The sequence below is a fragment of the Rhizobium sp. P38BS-XIX genome, assembly GCF_012641435.1.
In the GTDB taxonomy this organism is placed as follows: domain Bacteria; phylum Pseudomonadota; class Alphaproteobacteria; order Rhizobiales; family Rhizobiaceae; genus Rhizobium.
Genome location: NZ_JABAIJ010000002.1, coordinates 56,327 through 72,439 on the forward strand (window position 1 = coordinate 56,327; position 16,113 = coordinate 72,439).

15 protein-coding genes are annotated in these 16,113 nt (G+C 59.1%); 4 read left to right on the forward strand and 11 right to left on the reverse strand.

Annotated elements, in window-relative coordinates; genetic code table 11:
- The first annotated feature begins 12 nt into the window (after positions 1 to 12).
- The 4 genes from HGP17_RS09420 to amyA all read left to right on the forward strand — a co-directional run bounded on the left by HGP17_RS09420 (position 13) and on the right by amyA (position 5,680).
- Complete coding sequence (locus HGP17_RS09420; RefSeq protein ID WP_246704041.1) at positions 13 to 2,292, forward strand: xanthine dehydrogenase family protein molybdopterin-binding subunit; 2,280 nt, start codon at positions 13 to 15, stop codon at positions 2,290 to 2,292.
- Positions 2,293 to 2,568: 276 nt separating this feature from the next.
- Complete coding sequence (locus tag HGP17_RS09425; RefSeq protein ID WP_168808276.1) at positions 2,569 to 2,763, forward strand: hypothetical protein; 195 nt, start codon at positions 2,569 to 2,571, stop codon at positions 2,761 to 2,763.
- Between the two features lie 1,137 nt (positions 2,764 to 3,900).
- Positions 3,901 to 4,092: a CsbD family protein gene (locus tag HGP17_RS09430; RefSeq protein WP_168808277.1), complete on the forward strand. Its 192-nt coding sequence runs from the start codon at positions 3,901 to 3,903 to the stop codon at positions 4,090 to 4,092.
- A gap of 103 nt (positions 4,093 to 4,195) precedes the next feature.
- Positions 4,196 to 5,680, forward strand: coding sequence for an alpha-amylase (gene amyA, locus HGP17_RS09435; protein WP_168808279.1), 1,485 nt, complete (start codon positions 4,196 to 4,198; stop codon positions 5,678 to 5,680).
- A gap of 63 nt (positions 5,681 to 5,743) precedes the next feature.
- Here amyA and trbI read toward each other — a convergent pair whose 3' ends face one another.
- The 11 genes from trbI to HGP17_RS09490 are packed head-to-tail and all read right to left on the reverse strand — an operon-like array spanning position 5,744 to position 15,831.
- Positions 5,744 to 7,051: an IncP-type conjugal transfer protein TrbI gene (trbI, locus tag HGP17_RS09440; RefSeq protein ID WP_168808281.1), complete on the reverse strand. Its 1,308-nt coding sequence runs from the start codon at positions 7,049 to 7,051 to the stop codon at positions 5,744 to 5,746.
- An 11-nt stretch (positions 7,052 to 7,062) separates the two neighbouring features.
- Positions 7,063 to 7,542, reverse strand: a complete 480-nt coding sequence (gene trbH / locus HGP17_RS09445; protein WP_168808283.1) for a conjugal transfer protein TrbH — start codon at positions 7,540 to 7,542, stop codon at positions 7,063 to 7,065.
- Positions 7,542 to 8,396 carry a P-type conjugative transfer protein TrbG gene (gene trbG / locus HGP17_RS09450; protein WP_168808285.1) on the reverse strand — a complete coding sequence of 285 codons (855 nt, stop codon included), beginning with the start codon at positions 8,394 to 8,396 and terminating at the stop codon, positions 7,542 to 7,544. The genes trbH and trbG overlap by 1 nt, the downstream gene beginning before the upstream one ends.
- Before the next feature lie 17 nt (positions 8,397 to 8,413).
- On the reverse strand, positions 8,414 to 9,076 hold the full coding sequence (locus HGP17_RS09455) for a conjugal transfer protein TrbF (RefSeq protein WP_168808287.1): 663 nt from the start codon (positions 9,074 to 9,076) through the stop codon (positions 8,414 to 8,416).
- A 14-nt stretch (positions 9,077 to 9,090) separates the two neighbouring features.
- Positions 9,091 to 10,281, reverse strand: coding sequence for a P-type conjugative transfer protein TrbL (gene trbL / locus HGP17_RS09460; protein ID WP_168808289.1), 1,191 nt, complete (start codon positions 10,279 to 10,281; stop codon positions 9,091 to 9,093).
- Complete coding sequence (gene trbJ, locus HGP17_RS09465; protein WP_246704006.1) at positions 10,275 to 11,054, reverse strand: P-type conjugative transfer protein TrbJ; 780 nt, start codon at positions 11,052 to 11,054, stop codon at positions 10,275 to 10,277. Before trbJ ends, trbL begins: the two co-directional genes overlap by 7 nt.
- Before the next feature lie 4 nt (positions 11,055 to 11,058).
- Complete coding sequence (locus HGP17_RS09470) at positions 11,059 to 13,521, reverse strand: conjugal transfer protein TrbE (RefSeq protein ID WP_168808293.1); 2,463 nt, start codon at positions 13,519 to 13,521, stop codon at positions 11,059 to 11,061.
- 11 nt (positions 13,522 to 13,532) lie between these two features.
- The gene (locus HGP17_RS09475) at positions 13,533 to 13,832 is read right to left on the reverse strand and encodes a conjugal transfer protein TrbD (protein WP_168808296.1); all 300 of its coding nucleotides are present in this window, start codon (positions 13,830 to 13,832) and stop codon (positions 13,533 to 13,535) included.
- The gene (gene trbC / locus HGP17_RS09480; RefSeq protein WP_168808298.1) at positions 13,825 to 14,235 is read right to left on the reverse strand and encodes a conjugal transfer pilin TrbC; all 411 of its coding nucleotides are present in this window, start codon (positions 14,233 to 14,235) and stop codon (positions 13,825 to 13,827) included. Before trbC ends, HGP17_RS09475 begins: the two co-directional genes overlap by 8 nt.
- Entirely contained in the window at positions 14,225 to 15,196 is a 972-nt protein-coding gene (trbB, locus tag HGP17_RS09485; RefSeq protein ID WP_168808307.1) for a P-type conjugative transfer ATPase TrbB, read from the reverse strand. Before trbB ends, trbC begins: the two co-directional genes overlap by 11 nt.
- Positions 15,193 to 15,831, reverse strand: a complete 639-nt coding sequence (locus HGP17_RS09490) for an acyl-homoserine-lactone synthase (protein WP_168808309.1) — start codon at positions 15,829 to 15,831, stop codon at positions 15,193 to 15,195. Before HGP17_RS09490 ends, trbB begins: the two co-directional genes overlap by 4 nt.
- Positions 15,832 to 16,113: the final 282 nt, after the last annotated feature.

The window sequence follows — 16,113 nt, forward strand, 5'->3', positions numbered from 1 at the left end:
TTCCAGGCGGGCATGGCAAAGGCGATCGCCATGGCGCCGGATAGCTGGATCCCAGGCGGTGAGCCGGACCCACTCATCCGTGAACGGCACGGCCATGTCGGACAACCGGTGTCGCGCATCGACGGACCGCTAAAAGTTACGGGCAGAGCACCGTTTGCTGCAGAATTTCCGATTGAGGGCATGGTCTATGCCGCCCTTGCCTACGGCACGATTGCCAAAGGGCGCATTTCTACGCTCGATACGACGGATGCGGAACAGGCACCCGGTGTCGTGCTCGTCATGACCTACAGAAACGCTCCGAAGCTGCAGCCCCCTCCGCTGTTCCTGACGGCGGAGAAAGCTGCCGGCGGCGATGGCCTGCCGGTCATGCAGGATGATCGCATCTACTGGAATGGTCAGCCGATCGCCCTGGTTCTCGCTGAAACGCAGGAGCAGGCCGATCACGCCAAATCGCTGATCCGCGTTACCTATGTGACAGATCAGGCGATGATCAAATTCTCAAAGGCGCGGGAGCAAGGTACCAGGACTGCCGAATTCATGGGTCAGCCGCTGCACAACGAGGTAGGCGATGCGGAAAAAGCGCTACAGGATGCAGCGTTTAGTGTGGACGCGACCTACACGACGCCAAGGCACAATCATAACCCGATCGAGCTTCACGGTCTGACCGTCACCTGGCAGGGCGATACGCTGCGGATGCACGATGCCCAGCAACTCGTCGCCCATACTGCATGGTCGATGGCTCAGGTCTTCAGCATCGACGAAAAGCAGGTGGTCGTCACTTCGCCCTTCGTCGGCGGCGGATTTGGCAGCAAGTCAATGTGGCAGCATCATATAATTGCGGCCGCAGGCGCGAAACTCGCCCGTCGACCGGTGCGTATCGTTCTGTCACGCGAAGGCGTGTTCCGCCTTGTCGGCGGCCGTTCACCGACTGAGCAACGGGTTGCCCTCGGCGCGGATGCAGATGGCAGGCTCACTGCGTTGATTCACGAGGGCGTAACGATCAAGACACCGCACAACGCCATGCCCGAGCCGTTCATCCTACCTACACGCAGCGCCTATGCAGCGAAGAATGTGCTCCTCGACGTGCAAAAGGTCGAGCTGGACATGCTCGGTAATACCTTCATGCGTGCGCCTGGCGAGGCTGTCGGCACATTCGCGCTCGAATGCGCCATTGACGAGCTGGCGGAAAGGATCGGCGTCGATCCGATCGAGCTTCGCATCCGTAACGAGCCGGATAAGGATCCGATCTCCGGCCTGCCGTTTTCGTCGCGCAACATCGTCGAGGCTTATAGAGCAGGTGCCGAGAAATTCGGCTGGAGTTTACGCAATCCAACGCCGCACAGCGTGACCGACGGCGAATGGTTGATCGGCATGGGCTGCGCCACCGGCACCTACCCTTACTATCGGATGCCGGGCGGAGCGGCGCGGATCACGCTGAGCCGCGATGGAAAGGCGACGGTCGATATCGCCTTTCACGAGATGGGCATGGGAAGCGCAACCGTTCAGACCCAGGTTGCCGCCGACCGACTGGGTTTGCCAATGGAAGATATCTCTTTCAATTATGGCGACTCCACCCTACCAGGTGTCGTCATGGCAGGTGGTTCGCAGCAGACCGCCGCGATCGGCGCTTCAGTGATCGCTGCCCATAACAAGCTGATAAAGGAGCTTCTGCGGCTTGCCGGCAACGATTCTCCGCTCGCCGGATTGAAAGCTGAAGAGGTTGGTAGTCAAAATGGCGGGCTCTGCAAACTCGACGATCCCGAGCGCCACGAAACCTATCAGTCGCTCCTAAGTCGCGCCCGGCGCGACAAGGTGGTGGTCGAAGCCCAGCCGCCGCAGCCCGTTGAAACGATGCACTGGTCAATGCATAGCCACAGCGCCATGTTCTGCGAGGTAAGAGTCAACAAGGTCACCGGCGAGCCGCGTGTCTCGCGTTTCCTCGGCTCGTTCGACTGCGGCCGTATCCTTAATCCAAAAACAGCGACAAGCCAGTTTCGAGGTGGCATCATTATGGGACTTGGCCTCGCGCTCATGGAGGACACACAGTTTGACGAGCGTAAAGGACGGATCATGAATCCCAGCCTCGCCGAGTATCATGTTCCAGTGCACATGGATGTCCCGGAGATCGATGTCATTTGGACAGATATTCCCGATCCGCATGCCCCAATGGGCGCTCATGGGATCGGTGAGATCGGCATTACCGGAACAGGCGCAGCAATCGCCAACGCGATTTACAATGCCACTGGAAAGCGAGTGCGCGACCTACCCATTACACTCGATAAGCTCCTGTGACCTCTCACGGCTGTTGTTACAAAAGCCAGCGCAGAGCGGAAATATCGCAGAGCTGCGCACTGGAGCTTGTGGGCTTGTTTCAGAAGGCGAGACCAGTGGCGCTGACCCCGCGGAGTCACCATCTTGATGATCGCACCAATACGGCTCGACATCATTCACTGAAGGCGGTCTGTCCGTTTCCACGCCATCGACGGGTCCAAGAAAATACGGCAGGAACAAAACATGGCACCCGAAGTTGGACTTTAGTTAAGTCTAACAAAACGAACGGTGAGGAAAATGCCCAAAGAGTCGCATACGAAAGCCGCCGAGCATCATGAAAATGCTGCTAAATCGCATCGCAGTGCCGCCGAGCATCACGGCAAAGGCGATCACGAGAAAGGGCGTGAACATTCAAAGACTGCACACGCGCACTCGCAATCAGCCCATGAGCATTCAGATGCTGCGCACAAAAAAAGTTCGTCGGCAAAATAAAAGAAGGGGCGCCACGGCGCCCCTTTTTATTTATTAGGCTTCTGTCTCTATCGTCTCTTTGACGCTCGGAGCGCTATCATCAAACAGCGCGGCGAAGCGGAATGTCATGCGCCCGTTGGACATGGTCGCTTGAGGGCCTGAACGATCGCGCGGGTAATTCACATGTGCTGTTCCCATAACGGAAGCAAGTGATGCGCATCTTCGCGCCGACGCAACACAAACGCTCCGCCTTGACGACACATGTTCAACGGATCTGCGCGATTGCCCAGTGGAAGGCCGCAACCGGCGCAGTTGCCCGACCTCATTTTAAGACGTCTCATCCCGCTTTAGTGAGACGATGTGACCTCACCAACGGCATAACGCGTTCCTTTAATGATCGTCTGAAATCAACGTGCGGACCAATCGGCGGTTGCGATTAAAGATGACTTGGCGAGCTTCGCGCGGTGTTAGTCGTTTGGTGCCGTCAGGTCAGACCGACCTCTGTGACTGATGCAGAAGCAGCGCCTTGATCTTCAGCGTATTGTTATCGAGGTCCAGGCAGCGACATTGCGTCCGGACAGCAAGAACTTCGGATTATCGCTGAGTTCGGCCCGACGCGATTGAACTCGTCACCACGTCCGGCGAAGCGAGCTCTTTGTCAACATCCGCCGAGCCAAGCTTGCTCAGACCACGTCTCCGAAAGAGCAGGAGGCGATCCAGGAAATACCTAGTCTGCATGAGCGCGGGCTGACCTTTTTTCGACACTGCGGAGGCCTCCGGCTCGTTAGCAATGAGATTTTAGCGCAAGAACGCTTGGAACGATCCGCGACCAGGCCAACATTGCCCCCAAGTTTGGGTTCAGAATCCAGACTGCGATCGGAGCGCGCATCGCATCCACCGCCACGGGCGCCACGCTCCAAGCGGCTGAGCGTAGTAACGATCGACTTGCTGTATCAGCACCGCGTTGATCCCTCCGTGCGGATCCGAATGTCGCGCGAATACTGCATGAGCATCCTTGGGCTTTCCGGCGCGACAAAGGCTTAGCTTTGAGGAAGAGGCTACCTTAGGATCGCGGCAAGAACGATATCAGAAGCCGGAACAATTATCTGCACCGCGCATTATCCGATCGTTAAAATTCAGCTCTAAAGGAGTTTTGCAATGGGAAGCACGTCGGACAAGATCGCAGGCAAGGCCAACGAACTCGCGGGCAAGGCACGCGCCTCCGTGGGCGAAGCCATCGACGATCATGAGATGGCTGCCAAAGGCCGTGCGCAGGAAGCAAAAGGCGATCTGCAGCAGGCCAAGGGTAATGCCAAGGAAGCCGTCAAGAACGTCGTTGATCGCGCCTGACATCACGCCGAACTGAATGCACAGAGCCCGCCTTTCGGCGGGCTTTTTTCGATCGATATCCAATTTCCGTCAATCCGCAATTTCAACTTCTCACGAGGACAACGTGGCCGGTCGCACTCTGCTCCAGTTCTTCCATTGGTACACGCAAGATGGAGGTGGACTTTGGAAGGAAGTCACCGAAAAGGCCGAGTGTTTGGCATCGATGGGGATCACGGACGTCTGGCTTCCCCCAGCCTACAAGGGCGCTGCCGGCGGGTTTTCCGTCGGTTATGACACCTATGATCTGTTCGATCTCGGCGAATTCGACCAGAAGGGAACGGTTGCGACCAAATATGGAGACAGGGCTGCACTCGAACATGCCTGTCGGGTGCTGAACGAAAGCAACATCGGTGTCATCCACGACGTGGTGTTCAATCACAAGATGGGCGCTGACGAGAAAGAGGCTGTCCGTGTGCGTCGGGTTAACCCGGACGACCGTACGCAGATCGACGACGATGCGTTTGAAGCATTTGCCTATACCCGCTTCACCTTCCCGGGCCGTGGCGGAGCGCATTCGAAATTCGTTTGGGACCACAAATGCTTCAGCGGTGTCGATGTCATCGAAAACCCGGACGAAAGCGGTGTCTTCAAAGTGGTCAACGACTACGGTAACGGCGAATGGAACGATGAGGTCGATAATGAACTCGGGAATTTCGACTTCCTGATGGGAGCCGACGTCGAGTTTCGCAACAAGGCCGTCTATGAGGAGCTCAAATACTGGGGCCAATGGCTGTCCGGGCAGGTCCGCGTGGATGGATTCCGCCTAGATGCCGCAAAGCACATCCCGGCCTGGTTCTTCCGTGACTGGGTCGGCCACATGCGCCAGACCGTGAAGGAAGATCTGTTCGTCGTCGCCGAATACTGGCATCCGGACATGGACACGCTAAAGAGCTATCTCGATCTCGTCGACCATCAGCTCGCGGTGTTCGACGTCGCGCTCCACCATCGTTTTCATGAAGCGTCGAAGCAAGGTGGCGATTTTGACATGCGAACGATCTTCGAGGGATCCCTCGTCTCGGCGCTCCCGGACCATGCCGTGACAATCGTCGACAACCACGACACCCAGCCCCTGCAATCCCTCGAAGCGGCCGTCGATCCCTGGTTCAAACCGTTGGCCTACGCGCTGATCCTTCTGCGCGAGCATGGCGTTCCGTGCGTGTTTTACCCCGACCTCTACGGCGCGAGTTATACGGACGAGAAGGATGGGGAACATCTATCAATCGAAATGCCGGCCATTGGATGCCTGCCAATGCTTGTCAATGCAAGACAGCGCTTCGCCCATGGCTCGCAAACCGATTTGTTCGATGATCCGCATTTGGTTGGTTTTATCCGTCATGGCACGGCCGACGCGCCCGGTTGCGTAGTCGTGATGTCGAACGGCGAAGGCGGAGAGAAGTTTGCCGATCTTGGCGGAGGCAACGCGGGTAAAACCTATGTTGATATCCTCGGCCATCATCAGGGCGAAATCGTCATCGGCGAGGATGGGCGAGCGGCATTCCCAGTCGGAGGCGGAAGTGTCAGTGTTTGGGTCGACAACGCAGCACGATAATCGATGGCCTTCAATAAATCGCGAATGGCTTAATGTCGCGACATTGAAAGGCGGTTTCGGTTTTCAGCGATATTGGCCCGGAAAAACAATGTCCTGATCAACGAGCACATTGAATTTATAGCCCGGCTGGATTTCCAGCGTCGGCTGCACGTCCATATTCCGCTGGATGGTCCGGCCGGCCACTCGCCCAAAGGTCTCGGCAAAATTTCGCCTTGCCGCATCGGATGCCGTATCCTGATTGGCAAGCGTCGAGATCTGAGGCGCCGCCATGTCGATGCCCGTCCCGATCAGCGCGATCATGATCGCCGAGCCGAAGGTTTTGAGATAGTGGTTGTTCACTTTCTCCTTAAAGCCGCCATAGCCTTCGGCATCCGTGCCGGCCATTCCGCCGATCTGCAATGTCGACCCGTTCGGGAAGATGATATCGGACCACACGACAAGAACGCGGTTCTGCCCGAACGACACTTTGCTGTCGTAACGACCGAACAGTTTGGTGCCCTGAGGGATCAGCAGGCGATGTCCTGTGGCGCTGTCATAGACATTCTGGCTGACCTGCGCGGTGATCCGCCCTGGGAGGTCAGAATTGATCCCCGAAATCAATGTCGCCGGAATGACCGAACCTCGTTTCAATTCGTAGAGGGATTGTTGCGGCACGACGCGGTTCGACAGATATCCGAGCTCCTGGAGATCGGCATTGAAGAAGTCTTCCTTTGAACTCTGTCCGTTCGGATCGACGTTGTGGCCGCCCAGTCCGGCGCGCAAGGCCGCGGTGTAGAGATCGGACGCGTTTCCGTTCGCGGGGGTTGTTGTCGGCATCCGACTCGTTCCGCTCTTATCGTTTTCCGACTGTGCTTCCAGCTTCCCTCGATCGATGGCAAGCGGCGCATCGAAGGCGGAGTCTCGCGCCTGCATCCGGGCCATTCGCTGACGCTGTTGCTCGCGCAGAACCTGCTCCTGTTGCTCACGGGTGAGGCGCGCACGCCAAACCCTTTCCGACTCCAGTTCCGATCCGCGCTGCTGCTGTCCCTGCCCGGGCTGTGGCGTAAAGGTGTCTGCCATCTTCTCTTCGGCCTTCTTCGTCTCGACCGGCGTCGGCTGAAACGGCTCCTGCCTCTGTGGCTCGCCAATAATGCCGTCGCTGACGCCCCGCTTGATCTGGTCGGCATAGGTCGATGCAGGATTGCCCGAACTGGTGTCCGGACCGCTATCCTTGCCAAAGTAAAGCCCGCGCGAGGCAAGTCCAAAGAAGATGATGCCGAGAAAGGCAAGCAAAAGCACGATCGCGGCTATAACCGGAACGCGGTTCACGCGCTTGATGCCGGAGGTGGTCCGACTGTTTGCGGCACCACTCAGCTTGAGAGATTGCACCATGACGATCTCCCTTACCCGCGCCGCATAGAAGACAGAGCGCTTGCCGGTTTTGCACCCGATGTCGTCATGGTATAGGCCCGGCCGAGCTCGATGTTGCTCGTCGAGAGCCGTGCGAACACAAGCCCGTCATAGGGCGTGATCACATAGGCAAGCGAAATGACTGCCGCGCCGCCATCCGTCTTCTGATCAGTGACAACAGCGTAACCCCATCCCTTCAGCGCTGCCTCAAGCGCCTGTCCGAACGGTGAACCGTCCTGCTTGAGCGCAACGGTTGCCTTTCCCTGTCCGATCTGTTCGGCCAGACGGCTGACCATGTCGCCGGCAATAGCGCCTGCTGCTGGTCCCGACACCTCGGCCGGTGCTGCGCTGATGACAAGAGCCTCACTACCCATTGACTGGCATCCGGAAAGGAATATGGCGACAGCGAAGACGACGGCTGGGTGGCGCAAGGAACGGAGACCGCTCGGGCTGTGACGAAGGAGGTTCAGCATTACCGCCCTCCCCTGCTGATCGTCACCTTCTGCTGTTTCCAGCCGACGCCCGAGATAAGGACAGCGCGGTCGACATCGTAGTCGACCACCATCATATTGTTCCTCATGCGATAGTTGACGATTCGGTTCTGGCCGCCAGAGACGACGAAGAGAACCGGTGCATCCTGTCCGGAGATCGACTGCGGAAACTGGATGTATGTTTTCTGCCCATCTGAATAGACCCGTGTTGGCCGCCAGCGCGCACTGCCCGAGACGGAATACGCAAAGCTCAGGTGCTCGGCAGGAACGCCGGCGCCGGGCATGGTGCCGGCGTCGAGCCGCGCGTTGACGTCGGCAAATTTTGCCGAGACGTCCTCGGGGTATTCAAAACCAACGCGCGCCATATACTCATTGGGATTGGATTTCAGCTGGATGTGATAGGTCCGCCGCGACGTCGTCACGACCATCGAGGTGACCAGACCCGGCTCCGAAGGCTTGACGATCAGGTGGATCGCCTGCCCGCCTGTGGTGCCGGAGGTTGCCGGCTCTACTTTCCAGCGCACGGTGTCGCCGACCAGAACATCGCGAACGACTTCGCCACCCTCAAGCTCGATGTCGCAGACCTGCAGCGGCGAGCAGACGACGGACGGCTGCGCTTCACCATAAAGGAAGATCACCTTTCCATCCGCTCCTTTCGTCACGAGGCCCCGGCTTCCGCGCCATTGTGTCGAAATCCCCATACCTTTTGCCTCGTTCGCCGTAACGCCATCGGCGGTGAGAGCAGCAGACGAGACAAAGATGGAAGAGGCGGCAACGGCGATGATAATGATGGCGGCGCTTATCGCGGCCCGTGACGGTTTGTGTAATCTTTTCATGCTCGGGGCCATGCCTTTCAAAGCTGTGCTGTCCAATCGAAATCGCGTAGATACAGGCCGATGGGATTGAGGCGGACGACGCCTTCGTCCTGGGGCGGCGTCAAGGTCACGGTGGCGATGCCGCGGAAGCGGCGCGTGGCGGTTTCATTGCCGCGGCGGTCGCGTTCGAACTCGGTCCAGTCCATCTGGTAGCTCTGGTTCGAGAGTGCAACGATGTTGTTAACCTCGATGGCTACTGTCGCGGTCTTCGCCTTTTCGAAGGGCGAATTCGAGCGAAACCAGGCGTTGACCTTTTCGGTCGCAGGATCCGAGGTGCGGAGCAGACCATAGGTCCGGTCGATATATTGCTTCTGCACGACTGCATCCGGCGTGACCGATCGGAAGTTCGACACGAAACTACCGAGCGTAGCGCGCACCACGCGCGGATCGGCATATTCGATCTGCTGCGGGAAGCCGGCATTGATCGCTGTGCCAAGTTTGTCGACTTCGACGATATAAGGGACCAGCTTGACCTGCGTACTCTGGTAGAGCGCGTAACCGAAACCGACGAGGGCCATGGTCATTCCGGCGATACCGACGATGCGCCAGGCGGCGGCCGCTTTGACGTACGAGCCGTAGCGCTCGTTCCACTCGCTTCGCGCGGCCATATAAGGATTATCGGGGATATTTCGACCGGCCATGTTATCAGCCTCCGTCACTTGTTTTCATTGATCGATGGCGGAGGATGTGGTGTGCCGGCCCGACCCGAGGGCTGATCGAGCTTGGCATTGGCTAGGCCGAGCATCGATCCGGCATAGGCGCCTGGCGAGCCGATCGCCTTCTCTTTTGCCGCCGAGCCGACGGCACCCGCCGCTCCGCCGATGCCGGCCTGCATGCCACGGAGCGCAGCACTGCCGAGGGATGCTCCCCCTGCCCTTGCCGTAGTCGCGGCCTGAAACCCTCTGCTTGCCGCGGCTGTTGCCAAAAATCCGGCGCCCGCCGCAAAGGATGCGGCCTGTGCACCGTGGCGGATCGCTTCCATGCCGCCGCCGACCGATGCGCCCTGGACCACACCCTGCAGAATTGGCGGCACGTACATGGCGATGACGAAGACGACAACGGAGATACCGGCAATCGCCAGCGTGGTGATGAACTGCTCCGATGTTGCGGTGGGCGCCTCGGCAAGACCGAGCAGGATGTCGGAGCCGATCTTGGCGATCATCACCAGCGCCATCAGCTTCATGCCGACGGCGAAGGCATAGACTAGATACTTGATCGCAAAGTCCTTGGTGTAGGTCGATCCTCCCAAGCCAAGCATGATCATACCGGCGAGCAGGCCGACATACATCTCGACCATGACGGCGACGAAGATCGCGGCGACGAGCGAGAAGCAGACAACGACGACGACCATGGCGAAAACAGCGGCGATCGCCAGGGAATTATCCTCGAACAGCCCGAACTTTGCCTGTTCCGACATTTTTTCCGCGACACGAATACCGGCATCGAAAATGTTGGCAGGAGACGCGGAGCCGCCGCCAACGCCGATCTGATAGAGGCTGTCGACGACGGCCTTCGCGAACTCCGGCCCCTTATCGAGGATGAAGGCGAACAGGCCGATGAACATGATGCGTTTGACGAGCTCAGCAAACCAGCTATCGAGCGAGGCGGCGTTGAGCGCCAGCCAAACGGCAGCGATCCCAATCTCGATGCCAGCGAGGATCCAGAACAGCGAGCGAGCTGCATTCATCACCGTCGTCTCCCAGCCCTTGGCGGCGGCGACGACGGAATTTTCAAGTGTGGTCAGGACCTGGCCCTGTTGTGCCAGCGCCGGCGTGGTCGCCAGCAGGACGAGCGCGATCACAATAATCGTGCGCTCCATCGAGCGGAAAAAAGAGGCAGCTACCATCGCGGCTTCATCTCCTGTCCCCCTCGAATATCGCCGCTGAAATTCCCGCCAAAAAACTGTTCGCGACGCGCTTGCGCCAGATCCTTTTGTGCCTGTTCGGACTGATACCAGGTGCCCATCATTGTCATCTGCTGGGAGACCAGACCCCGGAGTTTTTGCATCTGGGCGACCTGCTGCGCCGCGATCTCGTGTCCGACCTGAAGCGCCTTCATCTGACCATCGGCGGACTCCGACATCGACCTGAGCTGCGACATGGTGCTTTCCTCACTCGAAAATTGTTCGGCCGTCAGATTGGCCGCCTTCAGTGTGCCGGCGATCGTGTCGCGATTGGTGTCGGACCAGTTCTGATAAGTCGAAGAAAAGCTCGCACCATCGGGCAGGTTGCTCTTCATGGCGGCAAAGCTCTGAAACCGCTGCTTGAGGACATCGTCGACATTGCCCATGGAGAAGGCGACGCCTTGGCCCTGCTTGACGACGGTCTGTAGATTGTTCAGATCGCTTTCGACCTGGCCCCAGATGTGGTTCGGAAGCTGCGCGGTGTTCTGCAGCATGTTCTTGTAAACGTTGAGCTGGTTCTGAATCTGCTCGGCGAGCTGCGAGATCTGGGTGATTTGGTTGTTGACCTCTTCGGTCGACTTGCCGACGAGGCTGATCAGTTCGCTATTGTTGGCAAGTTGCGTCCATTCGGTCGCCTGTCCCGTGACGCCGCCGGCCCATGCGGCAAGGGGGAAAACGGAAGAAAACGCGATGGCGGGACCCAATACCGCATACAAAATCTTACTCGGTGGACAAAAGCATTTCGGCATGACCAATCCCCCTTTGCTGGAGCCAATGGAGAGGCCAGGCGGCCCCATGTTCAAGATACAGAGCGCGGATGCGCTTGAGGTCTTCCTTTCCGGACGCCCCGACAAAGGAGAGCGCGACGGGTCCGAGCGCCATGTCGAAAAGCCGTCGACCCTCTGGCGAGACGACGTAGTAGTCCCGCTTCGGGATCGCCGTTGCGACGATCTCGATCTGCCGTTCATTGAAGCCGATGCGCTCGTAAAACTCGCGCGTCCCGGACTCGCGTGCAGCACCATTCGGCAGGCAGATCTTGGTCGGGCAGGATTCCTTCAACACATCGATGATTCCAGACCGCTCCGCATCAGAGATTGATTGGGTGGCGAGCACCACGGCACAATTGGCCTTGCGCAGCACCTTCAGCCATTCTCTGATCTTTTCGCGGAACACCGGATGGCCAAGCATCAGCCAGGCCTCGTCGAGGATGATGAGGCTGGGCGCGCCGGTCAGACGCTTTTCGATGCGTCGAAAGAGATAGGTGAGCACAGGCACAAGATTGCGCTCGCCCATGTTCATCAGGTCCTCGATCTCGAAGCACTGGAACGCACCCAGCGCCAAACCGTCTTGCTCGGCGTCGAGAAGCTGCCCCATAGGGCCATCAACCGTGTAGTGATGCAGGGCGTCCTTGATCTCACGCATCTGGACGCCGGATACGAAGTCGGAGAGCGAGCGCCCGCTTGATTCCGCCATCAGCCCGATCTGTCGGGAAATCGCATTGCGAAAATCGGGAGTGACCGTCACACCCTGCAGCGCGACCAGCGTTTCGATCCATTCGGACGCCCAGGCGCGGTCCGCATCGGAGAAGAGGTCAGCCAGCGGGCAGAAGGCCAGTGCCCTGCCCTCCCCCGGTCCCGGCACATCGCCACCGATCTGGTAGTGATCGGCGCCGATCCCAAGCGCCAGCGGCAGCATCGAGCCGCCTTTGTCGAAGGCGAAGATCTGTGCATCGCCATAGCGCCGGAATTGAGCGGCGATCAGAGAAAGCAGGGTTGATTTGCCCGATCCGGTCGGACCGAAGATCAGGGAGTGGCCGACATCGTCAACATGCAAGTTGAGCCGGAAGGGTGTCGATCCACTGGCGACCTGCATCAGCGGAGGCGATGCGGGTGGATAATACGGGCAAGGTGCTACCGGGCTTCCCGACCAGATCGAATTGAGCGGGATGAGGTCGGCGAGATTGCGCGTGGTGATCAATGGCTCGCGGATATTGGCATAGGAGACGCCTGGCAGGCTGCCGATAAAGGCATCGGTGGCGTTGATTGTCTCGATCCGTGCACCAAAACCTTCAGCCTGGATCAGGCGGCGCACTGCCTCACACTTCTCCTGCAGGCTTAGCTGGTCCTCATCAAACAGGACAATGACCGGGGTGTAATAGCCGTAAGCCACAAGCTGCGACGATGCTTCTGCGATCGCGTCCTCCGTCTCTGCCACCATCAACATGGCGTCCTGGTCAAGCGACCGCGACTGCGTCTGGAAGAGCTGATCGAAGAATGGTCGGACCTTCTGTTGCCATTTCTTGCGGGTGCGCTCCAACCTGACGCGGGCCTCCTCGGCGTCGAGGAATAAGAAGCGGGATGACCAGCGATAGGTGAGCGGCATCAGGTCGAGACTGTTGAGGATCCCCGGCCAGCTTTCCGCCGGCAGGCCGTCGATTGCGACAACGCCAAGCAACCGGTTTTCGACCAGTGGCGTCAGACCGTGCTGCAGCTCGGCCGTCACCAGCCAGTCGAGATACATCGGGATGTCTGGCAGACGCACCGGGTGGCTCTCACCGGTGATGCAAAAGCGGATGAACTGGAAGAGCTCATCGTAACGAGCGAAACGATCACCCCCGCGCTCCGGCGTATCGCGTGTCACCATCCGCCGGACCGACACGATATTGCCGAGATACTGTTCGATCTCGCGGATCGAGGCCAGAAAGCTTTCGATAGCCTTGTCGGCATAGGTAGCGGATCGGCTGCCAATATCGGAATAGACATAGCGTGTCAGTCCGGACCGCCGCGGCTCCGGTGGACGCCAGGTCAGGATCAGGGCATGGCGGCTTTCGTAGTGTCCTTTCTCCTTCTGGAAATGGGCGCGCCGCTCGGCATCGATGGCGCGGGTGACCGGATCGGGGAAATGACTGGCCTCCGCCGTTGGATAATCCCCCGTCGGGACCCTGATGGCCTCCACCTGGATCATCCAGCCGGAGCCGAGGCGCGACAGGATGGCATTGATCTGTCGCGATACCTCGTTGCGCTCGGCGTCCGTCGAACTTTCGCTATCGGGACCGGCAAAATACCAACCCGCCATCAGCGAGCCGTCCTTCAGGAGAATGACGCCGTTGTCGACGAGCCCGGCGTACGGAACGAGATCGGCAAAAGACGGCCCGGAATGGCGGAAGAATTTGAGAGCAACCATATCGTTTTCCCTCAGTAACTGCGCCACGGCGACGATGTTGCGCGGTAGAGCGTCTTGTAGGAAATATGCCTGATATAGACCCTCCGCATCAGTGGATCGGCCTTGGCCATCAAGCGAAGTGTCGCGACCGCGACCAGCCAGACAGCGACGCCAAACAGTGCCGCATACCAGGTCAGGACGACGAAGATCAGGATGACGACGGCGAGCGCCGTCACTAGGACAAGCTCGCGATCGGCGCCCATCAACAGGTTGGGACGCGATAGTGCCCGATGCACCCGCGACCGAGTGAGGTTAGAAGAGGCTTCAGCCACAAGCCCCCTCCCCTACTATCGACGACGTCGTCACAGGTGCAGAGAGCGTGGGAGTAGCACCTGCCTCGGCATGGTGCTGGCCGATCGAGGCGCCGGTTGCGCCGAACAGCGCGACGATCTGGGTGGCGCCGAGAAGAACGCCGCCAACCAGGGCCACATAGCAGAGGCGGCGAGCAAAATCGTTGAGTTCCCCACCAAAGATCAGCATAGCGCCGGCGATCGCGACCGCCGCAAGGGCAATGAACCCCGCGACGGGGCCGGTGATCGACTGCTGGATTTGTTGCAGCGGCGTTTCCCACGGAAGGCCGCCACCGCCCGAGGACGCCAATACGGGCTCCGAAAGGCTGAAGGAGATGGCGGCGAACGTGATGAGCGCGAGAATGAGATGGGTCTTACGCGACATGGCTGTCCTCATCGATCTGGGCACAGTGTTCGGTTTCGTAGTGGTTGTTGCGATAACCCTTCACGTGGATCACCTCGCGGACCCGCCTTCCCGTCCCCGTTCGTTCGATGGAGACGACGAGATCGACCGCCTCGCCGATTACCCCCTGCATTGGTTGATGGGTGGCCTCGGCAGTCAGCTGTTCCAGCCGGCGCAGCGCCGACATAGCCGTGTTGGAATGGATCGTTGTGACCCCGCCTGGATGCCCGGTGTTCCAAGCTTTCAGGAGGGTTAGCGCTGCGCCGTCGCGGACCTCGCCGACAATGATCCGATCGGGCCGCAGTCGCATTGTGCTTTTCAGCAGGCGCGCCATATCGATCGTATCGCTGGTATGCAGGCAGACCGCGTTTTCGGCGGCGCACTGGATTTCGGCGGTATCCTCCAGGATCACCATCCGATCGTCGGGCGCCGCTGAAACGATTTCCGCGATGATCGCGTTTGCCAGCGCCGTCTTGCCTGAGGCGGTGCCGCCGGAAATCACGATATTCATGCGAGCATCGATCGCGCTGCGGATGGCTGAAGCCTGCTCCTTCGTCACCACCTTCAACGTCACATATTCGTCAAGCGGGATGAGTCGCGAGGCGCGGCGACGGATCGCAAAGGTAGGGCCGGACACCACGGGCGGGAGCAGACCCTCGAAGCGATGACCACCGATGGGCAACTCGCCGGAAATGATCGGGCGCTCAAGATCTGCCTGCGACTGCAGCGCGTGGGCGACGCTGCCGATGACGACCTCCGCGGCCGCTGGTGTCATGACGCCGGCTTCGGCTACACCTTGACCGAGACGTTCAATGAACACGCGACCGTCTGGATTGAGCATGATCTCGACAACCAATGCGTCCTCAAGCGCGATGCAAATTCGGTCGCCAAGCGCGTCCTGAAGCTTTCGAATCAATCTCGTGTGGGAGCGAAGCTGCGTCACGCCGCGCTCCTTCCAGAGAGACCTGCCGCAGAGGAGAGCGTGGACCAATAATTCGACGGACGAACGGTTTTGAAGCTCTCCTGGTCTGCTGGAAGTGCGCCGGCAATGGCGACGGTATTGCCAATTGGCACAGGTTCACCCAACCGGCTCATTGGCCATCCCGCCCGGTTCAGGATGCGCTCGAACCGCAAATCGGTCGCGGTAACGATCTTGTCGTAGCCATTCGCCATCGACCATTCGATGATGCCGGCAAACATGGTCAGTGTTGCAAGGTGAAGCTGACCCTCCCCCCTGCCCGCGGGCAAAGTCGTATCAACGCAGAAGCGGGAGCTCTCGATCATCGCAGGGGTCGCATTGAGCGAGCCATCCGCGAGGAGCCGCGGAAACGTCCGCTCCAGCATTGTCGGTCCCAGTGCGGGAAGCAGGCGCGCGCACCCGACGACCTTATCGCCGTCGAAGGTCGCGAGAATGTAGGTCGGGTTCAGGTCGTCGTACTGATCCCTCTCGCCACCATTGACGACAGTGACGTTCCATTCGAGGCGCCCGCCGAAGACATCAGCGCGCAGCCGATACATCTGGTTCAGAAGATTTTGATGCTCGACATATCCGTCGGGCGAGATGGTGAGGATCTGCATCCTTATCTCCGTGTGAACTTTGTCAGGCGGGATGAAGATCATCTCAAACCACGATTGGCCATCTGCAGATCTGCAGGATGTGATTCTGTTGAGTCGGGGAGTCGAGGCGCGGCTCAGGCCACCATGCGGACGCAAAACCGGCCATATTTTCTGCAGATCTGCAGTTTCCCCAGCGCTTTCCTCGCCAGCTTATTTAAGCTAACCGTCAGTAAGACCTGGCAAATTCGCCAAACGTCCTCCGATTGCGGATCATGGTGTTAATCGATAGTTAACCCTCTTTAC